The following is a 25,430-nucleotide window of genomic DNA, read 5'->3' on the forward strand; positions in this document are numbered from 1 at the left end:
GTTTCGCTCTTTCGTGTTTCCAGCTTATCAGACCCGAGTCAGTGCTCTTCGCCGACTTGCTTTCTTCACCGCTTTGCCGGCCCGACCTGACGGCCCGTCCGACGTTTCAAACCTTAGCCGATCCCCGCTCCGAAAAGCGAATCCGGCGCCGGTCCGAACACAATCCCTATAAACGCGCACGACGAATTCGCACCGGGACGCGACAAGACGCGACCCAGCCCGAGCCGGGAAGTGGTGTTTCAAGGGATTGGCCGCTCCGGGACCGTCCGCGCTGACTGCGTGTCCGGTGCTCCCTGCCGAGCGACCAGTGAACACTACGCCGAACGGGGAGCGGATGCAAACGAACCGGCCGGGCCCTCGGGGGAAAGGGTCCGGCCGGTGTTCGGGGCGGGGTGGCTCAGCTGTTGGTGGGGAAGCCGAGGTTGATGCCGCCGTGCGACGGGTCGAGCCAGCGCTGGGTCACGACCTTGCCGCGGGTGAAGAACTGCACGCCGTCGGGGCCGTAGGCGTGGGCGTCGCCGAAGAGCGAGGCCTTCCAGCCGCCGAAGGAGTAGTACGCGACGGGGACCGGGATCGGCACGTTGATGCCGACCATGCCGACCTCGACCTCGTTCTGGAAGCGCCGGGCCGCGCCGCCGTCGTTGGTGAAGATGGCGGTGCCGTTGCCGTACGGGTTGGCGTTGATGAGGGCCAGGCCCTCCTCGTAGGTGGAGACCCGGACGACGGAGAGGACGGGGCCGAAGATCTCGTCGCTGTAGACGGACATGCCGGGCTTCACGCGGTCGAACAGGGTCGGGCCGAGCCAGAAGCCGTCCGTGGTCGGGGCGCCGTTGACGTCCTCGGCGGCGATCGCGTGCTTGCGGCCGTCGACCGCGAGCTCGGCGCCGTCGGCGAGGCCGGACTCGACGTACGAGGTGACCTTGTCGCGGTGCTGGCCGGTGACCAGCGGGCCCATCTCGGAGTCGCCGTTGCAGCCGGGGCCGACCTTCAGGTTGGCGACCCGGGACTTGATCTTCTCGACCAGCTCGTCGCCGATCGGGTCGACCGCGACCAGGACGGAGACCGCCATGCAGCGCTCGCCGGCCGCGCCGAAGCCGGCGTTGACGGCGGCGTCGGCGCTGAGGTCGAGGTCGGCGTCGGGCAGCACCAGCATGTGGTTCTTGGCGCCGCCGAGTGCCTGGACGCGCTTGCCGTAGCGGGTGCCGGTCTCGTAGACGTACCGGGCGATGGGGGTGGAGCCGACGAAGCTGACCGACTTGATGTCGGGGTGCTCCAGCAGCCGGTCCACCGCGGCCTTGTCGCCGTGCACGACGTTGAACACGCCGTCCGGCAGGCCGGCCTCCTTCCACAGCTCGGCCAGGAAGTTGGCGGCGGACGGGTCCTTCTCGGACGGCTTCAGCACGACCGTGTTGCCGGTCGCGATGGCGATCGGGAAGAACCACATCGGCACCATGGCCGGGAAGTTGAACGGCGAGATGATCGCGACCGGGCCGAGCGGCTGGCGGATCGAGTAGACGTCGATGCCGGTGGACGCCTGCTCGGAGAAGCCGCCCTTGGAGAGCTGCGGGATGCCGCAGGCGTACTCCACGACCTCCAGGCCGCGGGCGAGCTCGCCGAGCGCGTCCGAGTGCACCTTGCCGTGCTCGGAAACGATGATCGACGCCAGCTCGTCCTTGCGGGCGTTGAACAGCTCGCGGAAGCGGAAGAGCACCTGGGTGCGCTTGGCCACGGACGAACGACGCCACTCGGCGAACGCCGATGCCGCGGCGGCGACGGCCTGGTCGACCTCGGCGATCTCGGCGAAGTCGACCTGGCCCGACACCTGTCCGGTGGCCGGATCGAAGATGTCACCGCGACGGGGCGCGGCGCCGGCGGTGGCGACGGGGGCGCCACCGATCCAGTGGGTGACGTGCTTGTACGGGCTGGGCTTGCTCAAGGTCGTCTGCCTCCGAAGTCCCGTGCGGTGTGTGGGCCGCCGGTACCTGGTAACGGCGCCGCCCGGCTTCGTCCGGACGACGGGATCACGGGGCTCCCGCGCTCATAATCCAGTCTGCGGACCTGATCGGCCCGCCTCAACGAGCAGCATGACGGGGAACCGAGATTCACCCTTACAGGTCGTCGGACTGCTCCGCCTCGACGTCCTCCAGGTAGGGGTCGTGCAGTCCGTCGTCGCCCTCCCGGACCTCCATCAGGTCGAGCCGGAGGTCCTGGGCCCAGGCCTGCGCCCAGGCCGACCGGGCCGACGCCTCCGGGTGGACGAGCGCGGCGGCCGACTCCAGCCGGTCGGCGAGCACCGCGGGCTGGAACTCCTCGTCGAGTCCGCCCGCCAGAACGAGCAGTTCCCCCTCGGAGAACGAGCCGGTCAGCGCGTGGAGGGCGGCGAGGTCCTCGGGGAGGGCGCGATCACATAGGCGCAGCACGGCGAGGGCGGCGGCGTCGGGCAGGGCGACCACGGGGACGGGGGCGCCGGGCAGCAGCACGGCGGGGTGCCGCAGGGGTTCCTTGCGGAGTTCGACGGGGCAGGGTGTCCCGGTGAGCTGGATCTGGCGCGGGGTGCCGGGCTGGATTCCGGCGTGGTGGCCGGCCGCGCGGAAGTGCTCGGCGAGGCCGGCGGCGATGTCGGCGAGGGGCGGTCCCTCGGCGGTGACGAGGACGAGTCCGCCGGAGCGGGTGGCGGGGAGGCCGTGGGCGGCGAGCGCGTCGGGGCCGGCGAGTGCGAGGGCGTACCGGAGGCAGAGCGGCTGGGCCGTCTCCAGCAGTCGGAGGTGCTCGTCGGCGAGAGCGCTTGCGGTCATGGGTCCAGTCTGGCGCGGTTCGGCCTCGGGGTGGCGGTGCGTGGGCGGGTCGGTGGGCCGGTCACGGGCGTGGGCGGTCGCGGGCGCGGGTTCACGGGAGGCCGGTGAGGCGGGCGGCGGCGTCGTGGAGGGCGAGTTCGAGTCTGCGGGGGTCGACGAGTCGGCCGGTGCCGTCCGGGGGGATCAGCCAGTGCAGGGCGGGGTCGGTTCCGTCCGGATGGGGGACGGTGAGTGCGGTGCCGTGGCCGAGGATGCGGATGCCGGAGCCGAGCCAGCCGGCGGCGGTGCCGGTGGGGACGAGGAAGGCGACGGTGGCGGCGGTGCGGTCCTGGAGGGCGGGGCCCGGTCCGGGGAGGCGGGCGAGGGAGTCGAGGGCGGCGCGGCCGAAGGGTGCGGGGGTGAGGACGGCGTCCCACTGGCGGCCGGCGGGCAGCGGGGCGGGACGGCGGCCGGTCCGCTCCCAGGTGCGCAGGAAGGCGCGCGGGTCGGGGGCGGCGGTGGCGAGCCAGGCTGCGGCGGTGCGGGCGGTGGGCGGCATCGGTCTCTCCTGCATGGGCGGGTCGGGGTCGCTCACCGGGGAGAGGGCGGTGGGCGCGGGTTCTTACACGCCTTCGGCCACGGCTTCGGTCACGGCTCGGTCGCGGCCACCGGACGGCTTCGCGGGCGCATGTCCGTGGGGCGCGCTCCGGGCCGGACGGCCGGTACGCGCCCCACGGACGGGTGCGGGTGCGGGTGCGGTCAGCTGTCGAAGCCGAGCCCGAGGCGGTCGAGGGTGCGCAGCCAGAGGTTGCGTCGGCCGCCGTGGCGGTCGGCCCGGTCGAGGGACCAGCGGGTGAGTTCGATGCCGGCCCAGCGGACGGGTTCGGGCGGGAAGGGCAGCGGCTTCCTGCGGACCATCTCCAGTTCGGTGCGTTCGGTGCGTTCGCCGGCGAGGAGGTCGAGCATGACCTCGGCGCCGAAGCGGGTGGCGCCGACGCCGAGGCCGGTGAAGCCGGCGGCGTAGGCGACGCGGCCGCGGTGGGCGGTGTCGAAGAAGGCGGAGAAGCGGCTGCAGGTGTCGATGGCGCCGCCCCAGGCGTGGGTGAAGCGGACTCCTTCGAGCTGGGGGAAGGTCTCGAAGAACTGCCGGGAGAGGGTGCGGAAGGTGTCGGGGCGCTGGTCGTGTTCGGTGCGGACCTTGCCGCCGTAGTGGTAGATGGCGTCGTAGCCGCCCCAGAGGATGCGGTTGTCGGCGGAGAGCCGGAAGTAGTGGAACTGGTTGGCGCTGTCGCCGAGGCCCTGGCGGCCGCGCCAGCCGATGGCGGCCATCTGTTCGTCGTTGAGGGGTTCGGTCATGAGGGCGTAGTCGTAGACCGGGACGATGTAGGGGCGGACGCGCTTGAGCAGGGACGGGAAGACGTTGGTGCCGAGGGCGACCCGGCGGGCGAAGACCCGGCCGTAGGGGGTGCGGACGGCCATGCCGGTGCCGTGCTCGGTGAGGGTGAGGGCCTTGGTGCGTTCGTGGATGCGGACGCCCTGGGCGAGGCAGGCGGCCTTGAGTCCCCAGGCGAGTTTGGCGGGGTGGACCATGGCGACGCCCTCGCGGTCCCAGAGGCCGCCGAGGAAGGTGGGCGAGTCGACCTCGCGGCGCACCTCGTCCGCGTCGAGCACGGTGATGTCGAAGCCGTGCTCGGCGAGGGCCTCGGCGACCTCGTGGAGTTCGTCGAGCTGGTGGGGCTGGGTGGCGACGTCGATCTCGCCGGTGCGCTCCCACTCGCAGTCGAGGTCGTACTGCTTGAGGGTGTTCTCGATGGCGTCGAGGTTGGCCTGGCCGAGCTGTTCGAGGCGGGTGAGTTCGCCGGGCCAGCGCTGCAGGCCGTTGCCGAAGCCGTGGGTGAGGCTGGCGGCACAGAATCCGCCGTTGCGCCCGGAGGCCGCCCAGCCCACCTCGTTGGCCTCGACGAGGACGACGTCCTGCGAGGGGTCGCGCTCCTTGGCGAGGAGGGCGGTCCAGAGGCCGGTGTAGCCGCCGCCGACCACCAGCAGGTCGCAGGTGGTGTCGCCGACGAGGGCGGGGAGGGCCTCGGGCCGCCCCGGGTCCTCCAGCCAGAACGGGGTGGGTTTGACGTCACTGAGCGCACGGGCGGAGTCCATGCCGTATCAGCCGCTTTCTGGTCGTCGTTCGGGCTGTGGTCAGTAGAACGGGGAGGTGGCGTGGTGGGGCATCAGGCGCGCGCCTTCCGGCGGTTGCCGATCCACTGTCCGGTGACGGTGAGGAGGACGGCGGCGACGAACATCGCGGTGCCGATCACGTTCACCTGGACGGGTATGCCGCGCTGGGAGGCGCCCCAGACGAACATCGGGAAGGTGACGGTCGTCGGGCCGGAGTTGAACTGGGTGATGATGAAGTCGTCGAAGGAGAGGGCGAAGCTGAGCAGCGCGCCGGCGGCGATGCCGGGGGCGGCGAGCGGCAGGGTGATCTTGAGGAAGGTCTGCACGGGGGTGGCGTAGAGGTCCTGGGCGGCCTGTTCGAGGCGCGGGTCCATGCTCATGACGCGGGCCTTGACGGCGGTGACCACGAAGCTGAGGCAGAACATGATGTGGGCGATCAGGATCGTGGTGAAGCCGAACGGGATGCGCATGTTGAGGAACAGCGTGCCGAGCGAGGCGGCCATGACGACCTCGGGCATGGCCATCGGCAGGAAGATCAGCCCGGTGGTGGCGGCGCGGCCGCGGAAGCGGTAGCGGGCCAGGGCGAAGGCGACCATGGTGCCGAGGATCGTGGCGCCGGCGGTCGCGGCGAGGGCGAGCTGGAGGCTGAGGGCGAGCGAGCCGCACATGTCGGCGACGCCGCAGGGGTCCGTCCAGGCGGCGGTGGAGAACTCCGCCCACTCGTAGTTGAACTTGCCGGCCGGCTTGTTGAACGAGAAGAGCAGGACGACGAGGTTGGGCAGTACGAGGTAGGCGAGGGCGAGGATGCCCGCGAGGGTGACGAGGTGCCGGCGCAGCCAGCTGAACACACTGCTCATCAGACCAGGTCCTCCGTTCCGGCCTTGCGCATGTAGACCGTCACCACGCCGAGGATCAGGGCCATCAGGATGAAGCTCAGGGCGGCCGCCGTGGGGTAGTCGAGCACGTTGAGGAACTGCTTCTGGATGCCGTTGCCGACCATCTGCTCGCTGGGCGAGCCGAGCAGCTGGGCGTTGATGTAGTCGCCGGAGGCGGGGATGAAGGTGAGCAGGGTGCCCGCGACGACGCCCGGCAGGGAGATCGGGAAGGTCACCTTGCGGAAGGTGGTGAAGGGCTTGGCGTACAGGTCGCCGGCGGCCTCGTGGAGTCGGGGGTCGATCCGCTCCAGTGAGGTGTAGAGCGGGAGGATCATGAACGGCAGGAAGTTGTACGTCAGGCCGCAGACCACGGCGAGCGGGGTGGCGAGGACGCGGTGGCCGGCGGTGACGCCGAGGGCGTCGGTGATGTCGAGGACGTGCAGGGTGTTGAGGGCGCCGACCACGTAGCCGCCGTCGGACAGGATGGTCTTCCAGGCGAGGGTGCGGATCAGGAAGCTGGTGAAGAACGGCGCGATCACCAGGATGAGGATGACGTTGCGCCACCGCTTGCTGGCCTTGAAGGCGATCGTGTAGGCGAGCGGGTAGCCGATCGCGAGGCAGAGCACGGTCGCGGTGGCGGCGTATCCGAAGGACCGGACGAAGTGCCACTTGTACTCGGTGAAGGCGTCCCAGTAGGTGGCGAAGTGCCAGGTGACGCGGAAGCCGTCCTCCAGGGAGCCGGTCTGCAGCGAGGTGGAGCCCTGGTAGACCATCGGCACCGCGAAGAAGACCACGAGCCAGGCGATGCCGGGCAGCAGCAGCCAGTACGGTACGAGCTTGCGCCGGGTGCGCGGGGGTGCGGCGGGCGCGGCCTCCTGGAGGGGTGCCGCCTCGGTGGTGGTGGTCACGCGTCCTCCTCCGCGGTGCCGGCGTCGATCGCCTGGGAGGCGTCGAGGGCGAAGGAGTGGGCCGGGTTCCAGTGGACCTGGACGGAGGCCCCGGGGACGATCCGGCTGTCCCGCTCCATGTTCTGCTCGAAGACGGTGATGTCCTGGCCGGTGCCGGTGCGGACGGTGTACTGGGTGGAGACGCCGATGAAGCTGGAGTCGACGACGGTGCCGACGAGGCGGTTGCGGTCCTCCGGGACGTCCGCGGAGGAGTGCGCGATGGTGATCTTCTCCGGGCGGACGCCGAGGTGGAGCTTGCCTGCGTCGCTCGCGCAGCGGGCGCGGGGGACGGCGAGGCGGGTGCCGCCGGCGCTGAGCAGGAGCTCGTCGCCGGAGGTGCCGGTGACCTCGGCGGCTATGAGGTTGGACTGGCCGAGGAAGTTGGCGACGAAGGTGGTGGCGGGGTTCTCGTAGAGGTCGGCGGGGGCGCCGAGTTGTTCGATGCGTCCGGCGTTCATGACCGCGATGGTGTCGGCCATGGTCATGGCCTCTTCCTGGTCGTGGGTGACGTGGACGAAGGTGATGCCGACCTCGGTCTGGATGCGCTTGAGTTCGAGCTGCATCTGGCGGCGGAGCTTGAGGTCGAGGGCGCCGAGCGGTTCGTCGAGCAGCAGGACCTGGGGGTGGTTGATGAGGGCGCGGGCGACGGCGACGCGCTGCTGCTGGCCGCCGGAGAGCTGGTGCGGCTTGCGGCGGGCGAGCGGGCCGAGTTCGACCAGCTCCAGCATGTCCTCGACCTGCTTCTTGACGTCCTTCTTGCCGCGCCGGCGCAGGCCGAAGGCGACGTTCTCGTAGATGTCGAGGTGCGGGAAGAGCGCGTAGCTCTGGAAGACGGTGTTGACCGGCCGTTTGTACGGGGGCAGGGCGGTGACGTCCTGGCCGCCGATGAGGACGGTGCCGGTGGTCGGGTCCTCCAGGCCGGCGATCATGCGCAGGGTGGTGGTCTTGCCGCAGCCGGACGCGCCGAGCAGGGCGAAGAAGGAGCCCTGGGGGACGGTCAGGTCGAGCGGGTGGACGGCGGTGGAGCTGCCGTAGGTCTTGCTGATGCCGGTGAGACGGACGTCGCCGCCCGCGGGGGTTGCCGCGGGGCCGGTGGCCTGCGCGGTGGTGGCGGTCGCCTGGTCGGTCATGGTGTGGGGTCCTTCTGTCCGAGGCCGGTGGTCGGGGCGCTGGTCAGGCGCCGATGAGCTTGGAGAACCTGTCCTCGAAGTCGCTCTCCTCGGCCTCGGTGAGGCTGCGGAAGTTGTGGACCTTGGCGGCCATCTCGGGGGTGGGGATGACCAGGGGGTTGGCGGCGGCGTCGGGGTCGAGCTTGGCGAGCTCGGTCTGGGCGCCGGTGACCGGGGAGACGTAGCCGATGCCCGCGGTGAGCTGGGCGGCTATCTCGGGCCGGTAGTAGAAGTCGATGAGGCGTTCGGCGTTCTTCTTGTGCTGGGCGCGGGCCGGGATCAGCATGTTGTCGGTGGAGGCGACGTAGCCGGCCTCCGGGACGACGAACTCGATGTCGGGGTTGTCGGCCTTGAGCTGGATGAGGTCGCCGCCCCAGGCGACGCAGGCCGCGATGTCGCCGGAGGACAGCTCCTGGCCGTAGTCGTTGCCGGTGAACTTGCGGATCTGCTTGCTGTCGACGCCCTTCTGGAGGCGGGCGATCGCGGCGGCGTAGTCGTCGGCGGTGAACTTGGCCGGGTCCTTGCCCATGTCGAGGAGGGTCATGCCGATGGTGTCGCGCATCTCCGACAGGAAGGTGACGCGGCCCTTGAGCTCGGGGTCGTCGAGCAGTTGGGAGACGCTGCTGACGACCTTCCCCTTGGTCGCCTTCTTGTTGTAGGCGATGACGACCTGGATGCCCGCCCACGGGTAGGAGTAGAGGCGGCCCGGGTCCCAGTCGGGGGCGCGGAAGCGGGCCTCCAGGTTGGTGATCGCGGTGGTGATCTCGGACTGGTTGAGCTTCTGCACCCAGCCGAGGCGGATCAGCCGGGCGGCCATCCAGTCGGTGAGGACCATGATGTCGCGCCCGGTGTCCTGGCCGGCCGCGAGCTGCGGCTTGACCTTGCCGAAGAACTCGACGTTGTCGTTGACGTCCTCGGTGTACTTGACCTTGACGCCGGTGGCCTTGGTGAAGGCGTCGAGGGTGGCATGCTTCTGCTCGTCCTTGGGGTCGACGTCGACGTACAGCGGCCAGTTGGAGAAGTTGACCACCTTGTCGGCGTCGGAGAGGTCCTTCGCGGCGGCGTTCGCGGCCTCGCCGGAGCTGCCGGTCGGGCTCTTCGCCGGCGGGATGCCGCAGGCCGTGAGGGTGCCCGCGCCGGCCGCGAGGGCACCGGCGCGCAGCACCGTCCGGCGGCTGAGGGCGGCGCGGCCGTTGGTGAGACTGCGTTCCCAGGCCTTGCGGACCGGCTCCGGCAGGCCGTCGGTGATCTCGTGGAGCTGCATGCGGGGACACCCTCCTGAAGGGGGCTCGGGCGTGGGGGGCGACGGGGTTATCGGTCCCCGAAGATCGTGCGGTGCCAGTCCTTGCGGGCGACCGCGGTGGTGTCGAACATGACGTGCTTGACCTGCGTGTACTCGTCGAGGGAGTACTGCGACATGTCCTTGCCGTAGCCGGAGGCCTTGTAGCCGCCGTGCGGCATCTCGCTGATGATCGGGATGTGGTCGTTGATCCAGACGCAGCCGGCCGCGATCTCCCGGGTGGCGCGCAGCGAGCGGTGGACGTCGCGGGTCCAGGCGGAGGCGGCCAGGCCGTAGGGGGTGTCGTTGGCGAGCCGCAGGCCCTCCTGGTCGCTGTCGAAGGGGAGGACGACGAGGACGGGGCCGAAGATCTCGCCCTGGACGACCTCGCTGTCCTGGGCTGCGCCGGTGATCAGGGTGGGCAGGTGGTAGGCGCCGAGGGTGAGGTCGGTGCCGTCGTGGCCCTTGGCGCCGGTGCTTCCGCCGGTGACGACGGTGGCGCCGTCGCGGCGGGCGCGGTCGACGAAGCCGGCGACCCGGTCGCGGTGGGCGAAGGAGACCAGCGGGCCGAGGTCGGTCTGCGGGTTGCGCGGGTCGCCGAGGCGGACGGCGGCGTACAGCTCGGCGACGCCGGCGACGAAGGCGTCGTAGAGCGGGCGCTGGACGTAGGCGCGGGTGGCGGCGGTGCAGTCCTGGCCGCTGTTGATGAGGGAGGCGGCGACCGCGCCGTGCACGGCGGCCTCCAGGTCGGCGTCGTCGAAGACCACGAACGGGGCCTTGCCGCCGAGTTCGAGGTGGGTGCGCTTGACGGTGGCGGTGGCGAGTTCGGCGACCCGCTGGCCGACGGCGGTGGAGCCGGTGAAGGACACCATCGAGACCGCGGGGTGGGAGACCAGGCGCTCGCCGGCGGTGCGGCCGGCGCCGGTGACCACGTTGACGACACCGTCGGGGATCCCGGCCTCGGTGCAGGCGGCGGCGAACATCAGCGAGGTGAGCGGGGTGAGCTCGGCCGGCTTGAGGACGATGGTGTTGCCCGCGGCGATCGCCGGGAGGATCTTCCAGGCGGCCATCTGCAGCGGGTAGTTCCACGGCGAGATCGAGCCGACCACGCCGATCGCCTCGCGGCGCACGTAGGAGGTGTGGTCGCCGGAGTACTCGCCGGCGGCCTTGCCCTCCAGGTTGCGGGCGGCGCCGGCGAAGAAGGCGGTGTTGTCGATGGTGCCGGGGACGTCGAACTCGGTGGAGAGCTTGATCGGCTTGCCGGTCTGGGTGGTCTCGACGTGGGCGAACTCCTCGGCGTGGTCGGCGAGGACGGCGGCCAGCCGGTTGAGCGCCTCGGCGCGGGCGCCGGGCGTGGCGCGGGACCACTCGGGCAGGGCGGTGCGGGCCGCGTCGACGGCGGCGTCGACGTCCGCGGGCGAGGCCAGCACGACCTCCTCCACGGTGCTGCCGTCGGCCGGGTTGACCACCCGGAACCGCTCGTCGCCGCTCCCGGTGACCGTTCGCCCGGCGATGTACTGCGCGCCGGCGCCGAAGTTGGTCAGGTCCATCGTGCTGTCCTCCAAGTACCCGGTGGTTCGGCTTCCGCGCCTGCGGCGGGAACCGCTGCACGCCCATGCTTCCTCGGCGGAGCGGCGATGCCCGTGTGCCGGGGCGTGCAACTGGTCGAGTCGCCGCATAGCAGACGGACGGATCCGACACGGTGGATCACCGGGATTGCGCGATCCTGACAGGCCCCGTTTTCATCCACAAGGGATTCCGCTGTTGCCGTCTGGTTACGCTGCGGATTCCGCTGCTTCTGCCCGGATTTCGCTACTAGCGACTCGCCCGACCATGCCGTCTCCGGCGATCGGGTGACAAGGGTCACTCCGGCAGGCCCGGCGGCAAGGGGTTTACAGGCTGCAAGGCTTCGCGGCAGGTGGGCGGGCACCTGGCCGAGGCAAGATTTCCCTGACACCCCTGATCAGCTGGAGGCCCGCGATGCTCCCCACCGTCGCCCGGGTACTTGACCTGGACGTGATGCGGCGCGGACTGCCCCAGGTGGTGGCCGGCGCGGACCACCTGGAACGACCGGTCCGCTGGGTCCACGTGAGCGAGCTGCCGGACGTCGCCGGCGTCCTGCAGGGCGGCGAGCTGGTGCTCACCACCGGCATCGCCCTGCCGGAGCAGCGCGAGGGCTTGGCCCGCTACGTCCACGAGCTCGCCGACGTCGGCGTCGCCGGGCTGGTCGTGGAGTTCGGCCGCCGCTACTTCGATTCGCTGCCGCGGGCCCTGGTGAACGCCGCCGAGCAGCGCGGCCTGCCGCTGGTCGCGCTCCGCCGCGAGCTGCGCTTCGTCGCCGTCACCGAGGCGGTGCACGCCCTGGTGGTCAACGCGCAGCTGGAGCAGCTGCGCACCTCCGAGGCGGTGCACCAGGTCTTCAACGAGCTGGCGGTGGAGGGCGCCGAGCCCGGCGAGGTGGTCCGACAGGTGGCCCAGCTGGCCGGTGCGCCGGTGGTGCTGGAGAACCTGGCCCACCAGGTGCTGGCGCACGAGAGCGCCGGGCGGCCGGAGGCGGAGCTGCTGGAGGACTGGGAGGCGCGCTCGCGCGGGGTCCGCCCGCCGGGCCGGACCGGGTACGACGCGCGCAGCGGCTGGCTGGTGACGACGGTCGGGGCGCGCGGCCAGGACTGGGGCCGACTGGTCCTGATCGGCGAGCCGGGCCCGCTGCCGGAGGACACCCCGCACCCGCACGCGATGATGCTGGAGCGCGGCGCGGCGACGCTGGCGCTGAACCGGCTGGTGGTGCGCGACCGGGAGAGCCTGGAGCGGCAGACCCACCGCACGCTGCTGTCCGGCGTCCTCACCCATGCGCTGACGGTCAGTGAGGTCGCCCTGCGGGCACAGGCGCTGGGTGTGCCGCTGGAGGGCCGGCGGCTGGTGGGCGTGGTGCTGCGGCAGCGCCGCGGGCCGGTGCCGGCCGCGTTGGAGGCGCAGGCGCGGCTGCGGGACTTCACCGAGCTGGCGGCGACGGCGATCCGTACCTGCCGGCTGTCGGCGCTGGTCGGCGCGCTGGACGACGAGGGTGTCGGGATGCTGATCGCGCTCGGCTCGCAGCAGGACGAGCACGCGGCGCTGGAGGCGTTCGCGGCGGCGCTGCGCAAGCTGGTGGCGGACGGTGCCCGGGACGCGTCGGCGCCGCCGCCGGAGCCCGTGGTGGCGGTGGGGTCCTCGGTGGGCTCGGTGCGCGACGCGCGCCGCACCCTGCTGGAGGCGACCCAGGTCGCTGACGCGGCGCTGCACGACGCGCCGGGCGGCCGGGCGGCCGCGTACTACCGGCTGCCGGACGTGCGGTTGCGCGGTCTGCTGCACCTGCTGCGCGACGACGAGCGGCTGCAGACCTACGTGGAGCGGGAGCTGGGCCCGCTGCTGGCGTACGACGCCGAGCACGGCGGCCAGTTGGTGCGGATGCTGCGGATCTACCTGGAGCAGGGCCGCAACAAGTCGGCGGCGGCGGACGCGGCGCACCTGTCCCGGCCGTCGTTCTACGACCGGCTGCACAAGGTGGAGCGGATCCTCGGGGTGGACCTGGACCAGGTGGAGTCCTGCCTGTCGCTGCACGTGGCGCTGCTGGCACTGGACGCGGTGCGCCGCTGAGCCCGCGCGGCATGCGGGAGCGGCCCCGGGGCGGTGTGCCCCGGGGCCGCTGCCGTCGGTGCGTCAGACCGTGTGCGCGTCGGTGAGGGTGAGGACCTCGTCGAGGATCGCGAGGCCGGTCTTGGCCTCCTCCGCGCTGACGGTGCACGGCGGCACCACGTGGAAGCGGTTCATGTTGACGAAGGGCCACAGGCCGCGCTGCTTGCAGGCGGCGGCCAGCTCGGCCATCGGCGCGTTGGCGGGGCCGGCGGCGTTGTAGGGCACCAGCGGTTCGCGGGTCTCGCGGTTCTTCACCAGGTCGAGGGCCCAGAAGACGCCGAGGCCGCGGACCTCGCCGACCGAGGGGTGGCGCTCGGCCAGCTCGCGCAGGCCGGGGCCGATCACCGTCTCGCCGATGTGCTTGGCGTTCTCGATGATGCCCTCGTCCGCCATCGCGTTGATGGTGGCGATGGCGGAGGCGCAGGCCAGCGGGTGGCCGGAGTAGGTGAGGCCGCCGGGGAAGGGCCGCTCGTCGAAGGTGGCGGCGATCTCCGGGTTGATGGCGACGCCGCCGAGCGGGACGTAGCCGGAGTTGACGCCCTTGGCGAAGGTCAGCAGGTCGGGGGTGATGCCCCAGTTGTCGGCGGCGAACCACTCGCCGGTGCGGCCGAAGCCGGCCATCACCTCGTCGAGGATGAAGACGATGCCGTAGCGGTCGCAGATCTCGCGGACGCCCTGCAGGTAGCCGGGCGGCGGGATCAGGATGCCGGCGGTGCCGACGACCGTCTCCAGGATGATCGCGGCGACGGTGGCCGGGCCTTCGAAGGCGATGGTCTGTTCCAGGTGTGCGAGCGCGCGCTCGCACTCCTGCGTCTCGTTCTCGGCGTGGAAGACCGAGCGGTAGGCGTAGGGGCCCCAGAAGTGGACGATGCCGGAGACGCCGGTCTCGTTGGCCCAGCGGCGGGGGTCGCCGGTCAGCGCGATGGCGTTGGCGGTGGCGCCGTGGTACGAGCGGTAGGTGGAGAGCACCTTCTGCCGGCCGGTGTGCAGGCGGGCCATCCGGATGGCGTTCTCGTTGGCCTCGGCGCCGCCGTTGGTGAAGAAGATCTTGTTCAGCTCGCCGGGGGTGCGCTCGGCGATCAGCCGGGCGGCCTCGCTGCGCGGCTCGACGGCGAAGCCGGGCGCGATGGTGCAGAGCCTGGCCGCCTGCTCCTGGATCGCGGCGACGACCTTCGGGTGCTGGTGGCCGATGTTGGTGTTCACCAGCTGGGACGAGAAGTCGAGGTAGCGGTTGCCCTCGTAGTCCCAGAAGTACGAACCCTCGGCGCCGGCCACCGCGAGGGGGTCGATCAGCGCCTGGGCGGACCACGAGTGGAAGACGTGCGCGCGGTCGGCGGCCTTGACGGACCGCCCTGCGGCTGAGTCAGCGGTGGGGATGCTCATGCGGCCAGCCTAGGGAGCGGCGGGCCCGCGAGGCAGTTGCACCATGTCACCCGATCCGCGCGTCGCCGTGACAGGGTGGCAAAGCGCCGGGGCGCGGGCGGCGGCGCTGTGCGCACGGCCGCCCGCGCCCCCGGCGGGGTTCATCCGGTTCAGATCGCGGTCATGACGTGCTTGACGCGGGTGTAGTCCTCGAAGCCGTACGAGGACAGGTCCTTGCCGTAGCCGGACTTCTTGAAGCCGCCGTGCGGCATCTCGGCGACCAGCGGGATGTGGGTGTTGATCCAGACGCAGCCGAAGTCCAGGCGGCGGGACATCCGCATGGCGCGGGCGTGGTCCTTCGTCCAGACGGAGGAGGCGAGGGCGTACTCCACACCGTTGGCGTAGCCGACGGCCTGGTCCTCGTCGCTGAACTTCTGCACGGTGATGACCGGGCCGAAGACCTCGTGCTGGATGATCTCGTCGTCCTGCAGCAGGCCGGAGACGACGGTCGGGGCGTAGAAGTAGCCCTTGTCGCCGACCCGGTGGCCGCCGGCCTCGACCTTGGCGTGCTTCGGCAGGCGCTCGATGAAGCCGGTGACCTGGGCGAGCTGGTTGGCGTTGTTCAGCGGGCCGTAGAGGACGTCCTCGTCGTCGACGCCGCCGGTCTTGGTGTCGGCGGCGGCCTTGGCGAGCGCCTCGACGAAGGCGTCGTGGATCGACTCGTGCACCAGGACGCGGGTGGCGGCGGTGCAGTCCTGGCCGGCGTTGAAGAAGCCGGCGACGGAGATGCCCTCCACGGCCTCGGCGATGTCGGCGTCCTCGAAGACCACGACCGGGGCCTTGCCGCCGAGCTCCAGGTGGACGCGCTTGACGTCCTTGGAGGCGGACTCGGCGACCTGGATGCCGGCGCGGACGGAGCCGGTGATGGAGGCCATCGCCGGGGTCGGGTGCTCGACCATGAGCTTGCCGGTCTCGCGGTCGCCGCAGATGACGTTGAAGACGCCGGCCGGCAGCTCCAGGTCCTTGAGGATGCCGCCGATGATCTCGGCGAGCAGCACGGTGGAGGCCGGGGTGGTGTCGGACGGCTTGAGGACGACGGTGTTGCCGGCGGCGATCGCCGGGGCGAACTTCCAGACCGCCATCATCATCGGGTAGTTCCACGGCGCGACCTGGGCACAGACGCCGACCGGCTCGCGGCGGACGATCGAGGTCATGCCGTCCATGTACTCGCCCGCGGCCTTGCCCTCCAGGAGGCGGGCGGCGCCGGCGAAGAAGCGGATCTGGTCGACCATCGGGCCGATCTCCTCGGAGAGGGTCAGCCCGCGCGGCTTGCCGGTGTTGCGGACCTCGGCGTCGACGATCTCCTCGGCCCGGGCCTCGACCGCGTCCGCGATCTTCAGCAGGAGCTTCTGGCGGGTGGACGGCGTGGCGTCGCGCCATACCGGGAACGCCTCGGCGGCGGCGGCCATCGCAGCGTCGACGTCGGTGGCGCCGGAGAGCGGGGAGGTCGCGTACACCTCGCCGGTCGTCGGGTCGATCACGTCCAGCGTGCGGCCGTCCGCCGCATCGACGAACTCGCCGTTGATGTAGTTGCGCAGCGTACGAAGGTCGCTCACGGGTCTCTCCTCGGTCTGGGCCTGCGGCGTTGCAGAATCCGGCGCCAGGGTACCTCCGGCGCACGGCTGGCCGGGTCGGACCGGCCGCGGTCCACTGGGGGTGTGCACGCCTTCGCGTGCACATGAGCCAGGCTACCCAAAGACCGACGGTATCGACAGGCTCCCCGCCCGGACGCGACGCAATCCGCATGCAATTTCAGAAACCGCGACGAAATCAGCAACGAAGCGGCTTGCGCGGCGCTCGGCGATCGTGCACAGTGGCGACGTGGCCAACCGCGACCGGAACGCCAGCGTTCCCCTCGACGCCGCCTCCAAGGCGATCATCGAACAGCTCCAGGAGGACGGGCGCCGCCCGTACGCCGCCATCGGCAAGGCCGTCGGCCTGTCGGAGGCCGCCGTACGGCAACGCGTCCAGAAGCTGCTCGACCAGGGCGTGATGCAGATCGTCGCCGTCACCGACCCCCTCACCGTCGGGTTCACCCGCCAGGCGATGGTGGGGATCCGGGTGGAGGGCGACATCGAACCGGTCGCCGACGCGCTGGCCGCGCTCGACGAGGTCGACTACGTCGTCTGCACCGCAGGCTCGTTCGACCTGCTGGCCGAGCTGGTGTGCGAGGACGACGAGCACCTGCTCGAAATGATCAACAAGCGCATCCGCGCGCTTCCCGGCGTGCGGAGCACCGAGAGCTTCGTTTATCTGAAGCTCCGGAAACAGACCTACACCTGGGGCACCAGATGACAGCCGACCCGGCGCAGAAGGACCTTTCCAAGACCGCCTACGACCACCTGTGGATGCACTTCACCCGCATGTCGTCGTACGAGAACTCCCCCGTCCCCACCATCGTGCGCGGTGAGGGCACCTACGTCTGGGACGACAAGGGCCGCAAGTACCTCGACGGCCTCGCCGGCCTGTTCGTGGTCCAGGCCGGCCACGGCCGCGAGGAGCTCGCCGAGGCGGCCGCCAGGCAGGCCAAGGAGCTCGCCTTCTTCCCGGTCTGGAGCTACGCCCACCCCAAGGCGGTCGAGCTCGCCGAGCGCCTGGCGAACCACGCCCCGGGCGACCTGAACAAGGTCTTCTTCTCGACCGGCGGCGGCGAGGCGGTCGAGACCGCCTGGAAGCTCGCCAAGCAGTACTTCAAGCTGACCGGCAAGCCGACCAAGTACAAGGTCATCTCCCGGGCCGTCGCATACCACGGCACCCCCCAGGGCGCCCTGTCGATCACCGGCCTGCCGGGCCTGAAGGCCCCGTTCGAGCCGCTGGTCCCGGGCACCCACAAGGCGCCGAACACCAACATCTACCGCGCCCCCGAGTACCTGCAGGGCCCGGACGGCACCGTGGACCCGGAGGCCTACGGCCGCTGGTGCGCCGACCAGGTCGAGCAGGCCATCCTCTTCGAGGGCCCGGAAACCGTCGCCGCCGTCTTCGTCGAGCCGGTGCAGAACGCCGGCGGCTGCTTCCCGCCGCCGCCCGGGTACTTCCAGCGCCTGCGCGAGATCTGCGACCGCCACGACGTCCTGCTGGTCTCGGACGAGGTCATCTGCGCCTTCGGCCGCCTCGGCACCATGTTCGGCGCCGACAAGTTCGGCTACCAGCCCGACATGATCACCTGCGCCAAGGGCATGACCTCGGGCTACTCCCCGATCGGCGCCACGATCATCTCGGACCGCATCGCCGAGCCGTTCTACAAGGGCGACAACACCTTCCTGCACGGCTACACCTTCGGCGGCCACCCGGTGTCCTCCGCGGTGGCGCTGGCCAACCTCGACATCTTCGAGCGCGAGGGCCTCAACCAGCACGTGCTCGACAACGAGGCGAACTTCCTCGGCACCCTGAACAAGCTGCGCGACCTGCCGATCGTCGGCGACGTCCGCGGCAACGGCTTCTTCTACGGCATCGAGCTCGTGAAGGACAAGGCCACCAAGGAGTCGTTCAACGACGACGAGGTGGAGCGCGTCCTCTACGGCTTCCTGTCGAAGGCGCTGTTCGACAACGGCCTGTACTGCCGCGCCGACGACCGTGGCGACCCGGTCGTCCAGCTGGCCCCGCCGCTGATCTCCGACCAGTCGACCTTCGACGAGATCGAGCAGATCCTGCGGGTCAGCCTCACCGACGCGTGGGCGAAGATCTGACCTTCCCTCCCACCCTCCGCCCAGGGCGGCCCCGGTCTCCGGGGCCGCCCTGCGGCGTTCGACAAACCTCCGGCCGATCCGACCGCCGGATTCACGGCGATTTGCCCGGGGATGGGCCAGTGTGCCGCAACCGCGCCGCGACCTGTTCGTTCTAATCTGACGACTGTCATATCCCGCCAAGGCACCAGGATGGATCTCCATGTCAGCGGCCCCGCCCGACAACGACGTGTTGTGGGCCCGAGGGATCGTCAAGTCCCACCACGGCACACCGGCCCTGCGCGGGGTCTCGCTCGCCGTCCGGGAGGGCGAGGTGCTCGCCGTCACCGGGCCCCGCGGCTCCGGCAAGAGCACCCTGCTCGGCTGCCTCTCCGCCCAGCTGCCCGTGGACGAGGGCGAGGTCTGGTTCCACAGCTCCCCCGTGCACACCCTCGGCCGCGCCGGCCGTGAGAAGCTCCGCCGCCGGCGCTTCGGCTGGGTCGGATCCGAGCCCCACCTGGTGCCGGAACTGACGGCCCGCGAGAACACGGCCCTGCCGCTGCTGCTCGCCGGCGCCGGCCACCGCGCCGCGTACACCGCCGCCGCCGAGTGGCTCGAACGCCTCGACGTCGCCGACTGCGCGGCCCGCCGCCCGGCCGAGCTGACCCAGGCTCAGCGCCAGCGGATCGCCGTCGCCCGGGCCCTCGCCCCGCTGCCCCCCGTGGTCTTCGCCGACGACCCGGGCGCCCCCCTGCACCGCGAGGAGCAGGACCAGGTACTGCGGATACTCGCCAGCGCGGCCCGCTCGCACGGCCTGACCCTGATCCTGGCCACCCACGACCCGGAGCCGGCCGGCCAGGCCGACCGCACCCTCGTCCTGGTCGACGGCCGGATCACCACCGGGTCCACGGCCTCCGCCGCCCCGACCGCCACCGGCTCCACCGCCAGCGGTTCGACCGCCGTCACGGCTTCGCGCTGAGAGCCGAGAGGACGACGTGTTCCCACTCCGACTGGTCAGGGGCTACCGGGCGCTCGACCTGGGCCGCTGGCTGATCACCGCGACCGCCGCCGCCACCGCGGCCGCCTTCCTGCTCCGCTCGCTCGGCCGTGCCCTCGGCGAACCCTCCGCCACCTCGGTGCCCCGGCTGCTGTGGTGCCTGCCCACCCTCGCCGCGGTCGGCTGGCTCTCCGCCGCCGCGGCCCGCGCGGTGCCCGTCCAGCACCCCGAGCGGATCGCCGGCCTTGCCGCGGCCGGCCTCGGCCCGGTCCGCATCCGACTGCTGATCGCCGTCGAGACCGCCCTCGCCGCCGCCCTCGGCAGCGCACTGGCGCTGCTGTCCTTCCTCGTCCTGCGCAACGACATCGCCGGGCCAGAGCTCGCCGCCGACGTCGGCCTGGGCAGCACACTGCCGGCCGCCGCGCCGATCACCCTGCTCGTCCTCGTCCCGCTCACCGCCGGCTGCGCGGCCGCCGCCGCCGTCCCGCTGACCGACGCCCTGCCCGGCCGCATGGCCGAGCCCCGCGGCACCGGCTTCCACCCCGCGCGGATCGCCGTGCCCACCGGGCTCACCGTCGTCGGCATGGCCCTGGAGCTGTACGGCCTGCGGCCCGGCGCCGAGCAGGACGGCCGCCCGGTCGACCTGCCCGCGCACCTCGGTTCGGTCGGCACCGCCGCCCTCACCGGCTGGGCGTTCACCGCCCTCGGCCTCGCCCTGCTCACCGCGCCGCTGCTCGCGTCCGCCGGACGGGCGCTGGCCCTGCGCCGGCCCGGCCCGGTGCGCCTGCTCGCCGCCCGGTCGCTCACCGCCGAGGCCCGGCCGCTCGCCGGACCGCTCGCCGTACTGGCCCTCGGTACCGCCGTCCTCGTCGCCGCCCTCGGCTACGGGGACGATCCCGACCTGCCGGTCCGGGCGGCCGTGGTGCTGCTCGCCGGCTGCGCGGTCGGCGCGGTGGTCGCCCGGGCGTTGGAGATCCGCGCGGCCCGGCGCGAGGTGACGGCGGCGCTCGTCCGGCTCGGCGCCGACGCGCGGACCCTGCGCCGGGCGGTCGCCGTCCGCGCGGCAGCCGCGGCAGCCGTCCTGCTCCTCACCGGCGGCCTGACCGCACTCTTCGCGGCGGCCTGCCTGGTCTGAGGCCGTCCCTCTGGAACGCCGAAGCGGCGGGCACCCGCGTGGGTGCCCGCCGCTCCTCGCTGTGCGCGTGCGGTGCCGTCAGCCGGCCGCGGCGAGCTGGCCGCAGGCGCCGTCGATCTCCTGGCCGCGGGTGTCGCGGACGGTGGTCGGCACACCGTGGGCCTGCAGACGGCGGACGAACTCACGCTCGTCCTCCGGGCGGGACGCCGTCCACTTCGAACCCGGCGTCGGGTTCAGCGGGATCAGGTTCACATGGACCCGGCGGTTCTTGATCAGCCGGCCGAGCAGGTCGGCCCGCCACGCCTGGTCGTTGATGTCCTTGATCAGCGCGTACTCGATGGAGATCCGGCGGCCGGACTTGTCCGCGTAGTTCCACGCGGCCTCCAGCACCTCGTCGACCTTCCAACGGGTGTTCACCGGCACCAGCTCGTCGCGCAGCTCGTCGTCGGGGGCGTGCAGCGACAGCGCCAGCCGGCAGCTGAGGCCCTCGTCGGCGAAGCGGTACATGGCCGGCACCAGGCCGACCGTGGAGACGGTGATGCCGCGCTGCGAGAGGCCGAAGCCGTCCGGCGCCGGGTCGGTGAGCCGGCGGATCGAGGCCAGCACCCGGTTGTAGTTGGCCAGCGGCTCGCCCATGCCCATGAAGACCACGTTGGACAGCCGGGCCTCGCCGCCGGGCACCGCTCCGCTGCGGAGGTCCCGCATGCCCGAGGCGATCTGCTCGACGATCTCGGCGGTCGACAGGTTGCGGGTCAGGCCCGCCTGACCGGTCGCGCAGAACGGGCAGTTCATGCCGCAGCCGGCCTGCGAGCTGATGCACATGGTGACCCGGTCCGGGTAGCGCATCAGCACCGACTCGACCAGGGTGCCGTCGAAGAGCTTCCACAGCGTCTTGCGGGTGGCGTCGTCGTCGCAGGAGACGTGCCGGACCACCGACATCAGCTCGGGCAGCAGGCTCTCGGTGAGCTTGCCGCGGCTGGCCGCGGGGATGTCCGTCCAGCTCGCCGGGTCGGCGGACAGCCGGCCGAAGTAGTGGTTCGACAGCTGCTTGGCGCGGAACGGCTGCTCGCCCAGCTCGGCGACGGCCTCCTTGCGCTCGGCGGGGCTGAGGTCGGCGAGGTGTCGCGGGGGCTTGGCGCCGCGCGGCGCGACGAAGGTGAGTTCTCCGGGCTTAGGCATGGTTCATCCAGTGTCGCAGATCCAAAGAACTGACCCGTGTCCCCCTTGGGCCCGGAGCGATCGGCCCTGTCTGTCGTCCGTCATCGTTGGGCGACCTGGCACGGCCCACGGACGGCCCGGGATTCACCGCCCGGGGCCGTTGGCGTTATGGCAGAGAGAACGGCTGCAGGAGAGCGGGCGGAGCAATCGTCAATACCTGTGGATCAGCGGTTGCTCAGCTCAGACGTGGTCGTGCTGCCGAATCGGAGTGGTCACCGGTGTGTTTCCCGTCGGTGTGCGAGGGGGCGGTCGGGTGCCTTCGATGTCGACGTCGGGCAGCATGCGGTCGAGCCGGCGAGGGAGCCACCAGGCGCGGTGTCCGAGCAGGGCCATGACGGCGGGGACGATCGTCAGGCGGACGACGAAGGCGTCGAAGATCACGCCGAAGGCGAGCGAGAAGGCGATCGACTTGATGACGGGGTCGTCGGTGACGATGAAGCCGCCGAAGACGACCGTCATGATCAGTGCGGCGGCGACGACCACGCGTCCGCGCTTGGCCACGCCGTGCGCGACGGCTTCACCTGCGTTGCCGGTGTGCTCGAAGTGTTCGTGCATGCGGCTGACCAGGAAGACCTCGTAGTCCATGGCGAGCCCGAAGAGCACCACGACGAGCAGGACCGGCAGGAAGGCCACGACCGGTGCTGTGGCGGCGACCCCGAAGGCATCGCCGAGGTGGCCGTCCTGGAACACCCAGACGGCGAAGCCGAGGCTGGCCGCGGTAGACAGCAGAAAACCGAGTACGGCCTTGAGCGGGACCAGCAGCGACCGGAACGCGATGGTCAGCAGGACGATGGCCAGGACCGTGATGATGACGATGAACAGCGGCAGCGCGTCGGCCAGGTGGCATGGCGGCCGCCCTGCGCTTCGTCGAGGCGGGCATCGAGTCCCTCTCCCAAGACGCCGGGTAGCACCGCACGTCGGCCCTCCGCACCTCAGGTGTGGTGCACCCCCGGGCGGAGTCGGGCATCGTGGGCGAAACTACGAGCGGTGACCAGCGGTAGGAGGGCCAGGACTGCGGGGATCGCGAATGCGAGGCGGAAGTGGCCGCTGGAGCCGATGAGCCCGCTTGCGGCCGCCCCGCTGATGACGCCCAGGTAGTTGAAGAGGTTCAGGCGGGCGAGGATGGCTTCGGCGGCATCCGGTTGCAGCCGCCCTGCGGTGGCGAGACACAGCGGGGTGAACGCGGAGACGCCCAGGCCCACGAACCCGGCTGCCGCAATCGCGTACGGCCAGCCGGGGGCCCCGGCGAGCGCGGCCAGGGCGGTGGCGGCGACCAGCGCGGCGGCGCGGATGACCGCGGCCGGCCCCGTCCTGCGGATCAGGTGGTCAGCACAGGCTCGTCCGGTGATGGTGCCCGCCTGGTACGCCGCGTAGGCCAGGGGAGCCGTCGGCAAGGAGGCGGCGAGAACCTGGTGGAGGTAGACGGTCGACCAGGCCGAGACCGTGGAGTCGATGACGTACGCGACGAGGAGGACCAGGCCGAACGGGACGAGCTTGGCCCACATCCTCCGGCCGAGCGGCACTGCGGCGGTCTCGGACGGTGTGCCGGATGCCGCCGTGTCCGCGATCGGGTGGGAGCGGATGGTCAGGGCGAGAGCGAGGACGAGGGCGGCCTGAGCGGTCAGGATCTGCTCGGGCGGCCTGCCGAGGCGAGCCATGCCCGCCGTCAGGAGGGCCGAGGCGACGCCTCCCACACTCCAGAGGGCGTAGAACGAGGAGAAGATGCTGCGCCCGTACGCACGCTCGACCGCCGCGGCCCGGGTGTTCACGGAGACGTCGATGCCGCCCAGGGCCATTCCGAACAGCAGGTAGGCGACGGTGACGCTTGCCTGACCGGGCGCCCACCCGATCAGCAGCAGGGCGGCGGCAGTCGCCACGGCGGCGCAGCGCATGGCGGCGACCGCGCCCACACGGCGGATCGCAGCCAACCCGGCGAAGCTGCCGGCGCCTGCGGCAAGTGCGACGGTGACCATCAGCACGGTGGTCACCAGCGACGACAGCCCGAGATGCTGCTGGATGCCCGGCACAGTGGTGAACACCGCCGCCACGGCGGCGCCCTGAGCGGCGAACGCGGTTGCCGTGACCTGCCGGGCGCCCGCGAGCGAGTCTCTTCGTCGGGCCCTTGCCGGGGCCGCTGCCTGCAACGAGAGGGGCATGGCGCGCCTAACTGCCGGGCGCTCGATGGGGGCACCGGCGCATCACGATGGAGCGGATTGCCGCAACCGTACGGAGCGGGTCGGGCCGGAGGCAGGGCGTCGGGGGCCGGGTGGCGGACTCCAGCGGCCACCATGCGAACCGGCAGGATCCGCGCACTTACAGTGGTCACGTCCAGGCCCTGGTGAGAGGGACCGAGATGCCCGATTCCCCCGGCCCGGCGAGTCCTCCGGGAACCAGCCGCAGCACCTCGGCGACCATCCCGCCGAACATCCTGCGCTCCCTCGCGGTGGTCGCCGGCGAGGACGGTGTCGACCTGCGGCCCGTGCTGGCCCAGGTCGGCCTGGACGAGGCCGTGATGCGGTCCGCCGCCCTGCGGGTCTCCTACCGGCAGGGCAGCACCGTCATCCGCCGCGCGCTGGAGCTGACCGGGGACGAACGCCTGGGCCTGCGGGTGGGCTCCGCGCAGCACCTGACCGCGTGGGGACTGCTCGGCTTCGCCCTGATGGCCTGCGACACCCTGCAGCACGCGATCGAGACCGGGGTGAAGTACCAGAACCTGTCGGGAGCGATGATGACCTGGTCGGCCGGGGCCGAGGAGGACGGCTTCGTGCTGCGCGCCGACCTGCCGGACCCCGCCCTGGACCCGGGGGTCGGGGTCTTCCTGACCGAGGAGGCGTTCTCCAGCGTCGTCACGCTGACCCGCCTGATCGTCGGCCCGGCCTTCGCGCCGAGCCGTGTCTCGTTCGTCCATGACGGCCCGCGCGACACCAGCCCTTTCAGTGACCTGTTCGCCTGTCCGGTGGGCTTCGGCGCGGACGGCAACCGCTTCGTCGTCCATCCGACGTGGGCTCGCACCGCGATGCCGGGCCGCGACCCGGTCGTTCTCGCCTCGGTGCTGGAGCTGTTGGACACTCAGGTGGCTGCCCGTCGCGACCAGCAGGAGTTGCTCGAAGTGCTGGAGGTCTCGATCGCGCAGGGCCTCCCGTCGGTGCCGTCCTTCGCCGAGCAGGCGCGTCGGCACGCGGCCAGCGAGCGCACCCTGCGCCGGCGCCTGGCGGACTGCGGCACCACCTACGAGGCGATCGTCGACGGGGTACGACGCGAACGCGTCGAACAGCTGCTGCGGCGCTCGGAACCGACCTTGCGCGATGTCGCGCGCCAGGCCGGTTTCTCCGACGAACGCACCCTTCGTCGCGCCGTGCGCCGCTGGCACGGCATGGCCCCGCTGGAGTTGCGCAGGCGGTTCGAGCGGTCCGAGGAGCCCGGCGGCGTCAGCGGGAGGTGAGCAGGCCGATGGCGGCGGCGTGCGCGGCGAACGCGGCGGCTGTCAGGGCGTGGAACACCTCGTGGAAGCCGAACCAGACCGGTGACGGGTTGGGGCGTTTGCGGGCGTACACGACGCCGCCCGCGCTGTAGAGCAGGCCCCCGGCCAGGACGAGGGCGAGGACAACGGGCCGACCGCTGTGGGCGAAGTCCGGGATGAACAGCAGCACGATCCAGCCGACCGCGAGGTAGACGGGTGCGGAGAGCCACCGAGGGGCGGCGGGCCACAGCCACTGGAGTGCGGTGCCCACTGCCGCCGCGCCCCAGACCGTCCAGAGCAGGTCCCGGCCTGCCGGTGGCGGCAGCAGCAGGACCGCCAGCGGGGTGTAGGTCCCGGCGATGACCAGGAAGATGTTGGCGTGGTCGAGGCGGCGCAGTGCCTCTTCTGCGGCGCGGGTCCATCGGCCGGTGTGGTAGGCGGCGCTGGTGGTGAACAGAAGCGTGGCGGTGAGGGTGAAGACCGCGCAGGCCGCTCGGCCCCGGTCGTCGGGAGCGGTGGCGGTGAGAGTGAGGCCGACGGCCAGGGCGAGCGGGGCGGTCGCGGCATGCAGGACGCCGCGAAGCCTCGGCCGCTCCTCGGCTGGCGCATCCAACTGTACGGGGTGGGCAAGGTGGTGGGTCATGG

The 25,430-nt window shown here is 71.7% G+C and carries 21 protein-coding genes; 6 read left to right on the top strand and 15 right to left on the bottom strand.

Annotated elements, in window-relative coordinates:
• Window positions 1-397: 397 nt before the first annotated feature.
• The 9 genes from AB0P35_RS23600 to AB0P35_RS23640 form a co-directional block, all read right to left on the bottom strand.
• On the bottom strand, window positions 398-1,936 hold the full coding sequence (locus AB0P35_RS23600) for a CoA-acylating methylmalonate-semialdehyde dehydrogenase (protein ID WP_363513830.1): 1,539 nt from the start codon (window positions 1,934-1,936) through the stop codon (window positions 398-400).
• 172 nt (window positions 1,937-2,108) lie between these two features.
• Entirely contained in the window at window positions 2,109-2,795 is a 687-nt protein-coding gene (locus AB0P35_RS23605; RefSeq protein WP_363513833.1) for a hypothetical protein, read from the bottom strand.
• Window positions 2,796-2,886: 91 nt separating this feature from the next.
• A complete protein-coding gene (locus tag AB0P35_RS23610) occupies window positions 2,887-3,333 on the bottom strand; it encodes a hypothetical protein (protein WP_363513836.1) in 447 nt (148 codons plus the stop codon).
• Between the two features lie 200 nt (window positions 3,334-3,533).
• A complete protein-coding gene (locus AB0P35_RS23615) occupies window positions 3,534-4,928 on the bottom strand; it encodes an FAD-dependent oxidoreductase (RefSeq protein ID WP_363513839.1) in 1,395 nt (464 codons plus the stop codon).
• A 71-nt stretch (window positions 4,929-4,999) separates the two neighbouring features.
• Complete coding sequence (locus AB0P35_RS23620; protein ID WP_095872950.1) at window positions 5,000-5,803, bottom strand: ABC transporter permease; 804 nt, start codon at window positions 5,801-5,803, stop codon at window positions 5,000-5,002.
• Window positions 5,803-6,729, bottom strand: coding sequence for an ABC transporter permease (locus AB0P35_RS23625; RefSeq protein ID WP_095872951.1), 927 nt, complete (start codon window positions 6,727-6,729; stop codon window positions 5,803-5,805). Before AB0P35_RS23625 ends, AB0P35_RS23620 begins: the two co-directional genes overlap by 1 nt.
• Window positions 6,726-7,898, bottom strand: coding sequence for an ABC transporter ATP-binding protein (locus AB0P35_RS23630; protein WP_095872952.1), 1,173 nt, complete (start codon window positions 7,896-7,898; stop codon window positions 6,726-6,728). The genes AB0P35_RS23625 and AB0P35_RS23630 overlap by 4 nt, the downstream gene beginning before the upstream one ends.
• A 43-nt stretch (window positions 7,899-7,941) precedes the next feature.
• Complete coding sequence (locus tag AB0P35_RS23635; protein WP_363513844.1) at window positions 7,942-9,201, bottom strand: spermidine/putrescine ABC transporter substrate-binding protein; 1,260 nt, start codon at window positions 9,199-9,201, stop codon at window positions 7,942-7,944.
• A gap of 47 nt (window positions 9,202-9,248) precedes the next feature.
• Window positions 9,249-10,766 (bottom strand): gamma-aminobutyraldehyde dehydrogenase, encoded by a 1,518-nt coding sequence (locus AB0P35_RS23640; protein ID WP_363513846.1) that lies wholly within the window; start codon window positions 10,764-10,766, stop codon window positions 9,249-9,251.
• Window positions 10,767-11,196: 430 nt separating this feature from the next.
• On the opposite strand from AB0P35_RS23640, the gene AB0P35_RS23645 reads away from it, so the two are divergent.
• Window positions 11,197-12,852: a PucR family transcriptional regulator gene (locus AB0P35_RS23645; RefSeq protein WP_095872955.1), complete on the top strand. Its 1,656-nt coding sequence runs from the start codon at window positions 11,197-11,199 to the stop codon at window positions 12,850-12,852.
• Window positions 12,853-12,915: 63 nt separating this feature from the next.
• Here the strand turns inward: AB0P35_RS23645 and AB0P35_RS23650 are convergent, their stop codons facing one another.
• Window positions 12,916-14,274 (bottom strand): aspartate aminotransferase family protein, encoded by a 1,359-nt coding sequence (locus tag AB0P35_RS23650; protein WP_095872956.1) that lies wholly within the window; start codon window positions 14,272-14,274, stop codon window positions 12,916-12,918.
• Window positions 14,275-14,423: 149 nt separating this feature from the next.
• Entirely contained in the window at window positions 14,424-15,869 is a 1,446-nt protein-coding gene (locus AB0P35_RS23655) for a gamma-aminobutyraldehyde dehydrogenase (RefSeq protein ID WP_363513849.1), read from the bottom strand.
• Between the two features lie 265 nt (window positions 15,870-16,134).
• Here AB0P35_RS23655 and AB0P35_RS23660 point away from each other — a divergent pair, with 265 nt between their 5' ends.
• From AB0P35_RS23660 to AB0P35_RS23675, 4 genes are all read left to right on the top strand, one after another.
• Window positions 16,135-16,608 (top strand): Lrp/AsnC family transcriptional regulator, encoded by a 474-nt coding sequence (locus AB0P35_RS23660; RefSeq protein ID WP_030306695.1) that lies wholly within the window; start codon window positions 16,135-16,137, stop codon window positions 16,606-16,608.
• On the top strand, window positions 16,605-17,999 hold the full coding sequence (locus AB0P35_RS23665; protein ID WP_363513852.1) for an aspartate aminotransferase family protein: 1,395 nt from the start codon (window positions 16,605-16,607) through the stop codon (window positions 17,997-17,999). Before AB0P35_RS23660 ends, AB0P35_RS23665 begins: the two co-directional genes overlap by 4 nt.
• A 199-nt stretch (window positions 18,000-18,198) precedes the next feature.
• Window positions 18,199-18,954: an ATP-binding cassette domain-containing protein gene (locus tag AB0P35_RS23670; RefSeq protein WP_363513855.1), complete on the top strand. Its 756-nt coding sequence runs from the start codon at window positions 18,199-18,201 to the stop codon at window positions 18,952-18,954.
• Window positions 18,955-18,970: 16 nt separating this feature from the next.
• Window positions 18,971-20,107: a hypothetical protein gene (locus tag AB0P35_RS23675; RefSeq protein ID WP_363513857.1), complete on the top strand. Its 1,137-nt coding sequence runs from the start codon at window positions 18,971-18,973 to the stop codon at window positions 20,105-20,107.
• A gap of 78 nt (window positions 20,108-20,185) precedes the next feature.
• Here the strand turns inward: AB0P35_RS23675 and rlmN are convergent, their stop codons facing one another.
• The 3 genes from rlmN to AB0P35_RS23690 all read right to left on the bottom strand — a co-directional run bounded on the left by rlmN (window position 20,186) and on the right by AB0P35_RS23690 (window position 23,481).
• Entirely contained in the window at window positions 20,186-21,286 is a 1,101-nt protein-coding gene (gene rlmN, locus AB0P35_RS23680) for a 23S rRNA (adenine(2503)-C(2))-methyltransferase RlmN (RefSeq protein ID WP_363513860.1), read from the bottom strand.
• A 219-nt stretch (window positions 21,287-21,505) separates the two neighbouring features.
• Window positions 21,506-22,261, bottom strand: coding sequence for an MMPL family transporter (locus tag AB0P35_RS23685; RefSeq protein WP_363513989.1), 756 nt, complete (start codon window positions 22,259-22,261; stop codon window positions 21,506-21,508).
• Window positions 22,258-23,481 carry an MFS transporter gene (locus AB0P35_RS23690; RefSeq protein WP_363513863.1) on the bottom strand — a complete coding sequence of 408 codons (1,224 nt, stop codon included), beginning with the start codon at window positions 23,479-23,481 and terminating at the stop codon, window positions 22,258-22,260. Before AB0P35_RS23690 ends, AB0P35_RS23685 begins: the two co-directional genes overlap by 4 nt.
• A gap of 197 nt (window positions 23,482-23,678) precedes the next feature.
• On the opposite strand from AB0P35_RS23690, the gene AB0P35_RS23695 reads away from it, so the two are divergent.
• Window positions 23,679-24,767, top strand: a complete 1,089-nt coding sequence (locus tag AB0P35_RS23695; protein ID WP_363513866.1) for an AraC family transcriptional regulator — start codon at window positions 23,679-23,681, stop codon at window positions 24,765-24,767.
• Here AB0P35_RS23695 and AB0P35_RS23700 read toward each other — a convergent pair.
• Complete coding sequence (locus AB0P35_RS23700) at window positions 24,754-25,428, bottom strand: hemolysin III family protein (RefSeq protein WP_363513869.1); 675 nt, start codon at window positions 25,426-25,428, stop codon at window positions 24,754-24,756. The genes AB0P35_RS23695 and AB0P35_RS23700 overlap by 14 nt on opposite strands.
• Window positions 25,429-25,430 lie beyond the last annotated feature (2 nt).

The organism is Kitasatospora sp. NPDC085879 (assembly GCF_040686255.1).
Lineage (GTDB): Bacteria > Actinomycetota > Actinomycetes > Streptomycetales > Streptomycetaceae > Kitasatospora.

What these genes read in the sequence shown, in the direction of transcription:
- AB0P35_RS23605 (WP_363513833.1), bottom strand. Translation starts at nt 2,795, where the DNA reads ATGACCGCAAGCGCTCTCGCCGACGAGCACCTCCGACTGCTGGAGACG.
- AB0P35_RS23610 (WP_363513836.1), bottom strand. Translation starts at nt 3,333, where the DNA reads ATGCCGCCCACCGCCCGCACCGCCGCAGCCTGGCTCGCCACCGCCGCC.
- AB0P35_RS23615 (WP_363513839.1), bottom strand. Translation starts at nt 4,928, where the DNA reads ATGGACTCCGCCCGTGCGCTCAGTGACGTCAAACCCACCCCGTTCTGG.
- AB0P35_RS23620 (WP_095872950.1), bottom strand. Translation starts at nt 5,803, where the DNA reads ATGAGCAGTGTGTTCAGCTGGCTGCGCCGGCACCTCGTCACCCTCGCG.
- AB0P35_RS23630 (WP_095872952.1), bottom strand. Translation starts at nt 7,898, where the DNA reads ATGACCGACCAGGCGACCGCCACCACCGCGCAGGCCACCGGCCCCGCG.
- AB0P35_RS23635 (WP_363513844.1), bottom strand. Translation starts at nt 9,201, where the DNA reads ATGCAGCTCCACGAGATCACCGACGGCCTGCCGGAGCCGGTCCGCAAG.
- AB0P35_RS23640 (WP_363513846.1), bottom strand. Translation starts at nt 10,766, where the DNA reads ATGGACCTGACCAACTTCGGCGCCGGCGCGCAGTACATCGCCGGGCGA.
- AB0P35_RS23645 (WP_095872955.1), top strand. Translation starts at nt 11,197, where the DNA reads ATGCTCCCCACCGTCGCCCGGGTACTTGACCTGGACGTGATGCGGCGC.
- AB0P35_RS23650 (WP_095872956.1), bottom strand. Translation starts at nt 14,274, where the DNA reads ATGAGCATCCCCACCGCTGACTCAGCCGCAGGGCGGTCCGTCAAGGCC.
- AB0P35_RS23665 (WP_363513852.1), top strand. Translation starts at nt 16,605, where the DNA reads ATGACAGCCGACCCGGCGCAGAAGGACCTTTCCAAGACCGCCTACGAC.
- AB0P35_RS23670 (WP_363513855.1), top strand. Translation starts at nt 18,199, where the DNA reads ATGTCAGCGGCCCCGCCCGACAACGACGTGTTGTGGGCCCGAGGGATC.
- rlmN (WP_363513860.1), bottom strand. Translation starts at nt 21,286, where the DNA reads ATGCCTAAGCCCGGAGAACTCACCTTCGTCGCGCCGCGCGGCGCCAAG.
- AB0P35_RS23690 (WP_363513863.1), bottom strand. Translation starts at nt 23,481, where the DNA reads ATGCCCCTCTCGTTGCAGGCAGCGGCCCCGGCAAGGGCCCGACGAAGA.
- AB0P35_RS23695 (WP_363513866.1), top strand. Translation starts at nt 23,679, where the DNA reads ATGCCCGATTCCCCCGGCCCGGCGAGTCCTCCGGGAACCAGCCGCAGC.
- AB0P35_RS23700 (WP_363513869.1), bottom strand. Translation starts at nt 25,428, where the DNA reads ATGACCCACCACCTTGCCCACCCCGTACAGTTGGATGCGCCAGCCGAG.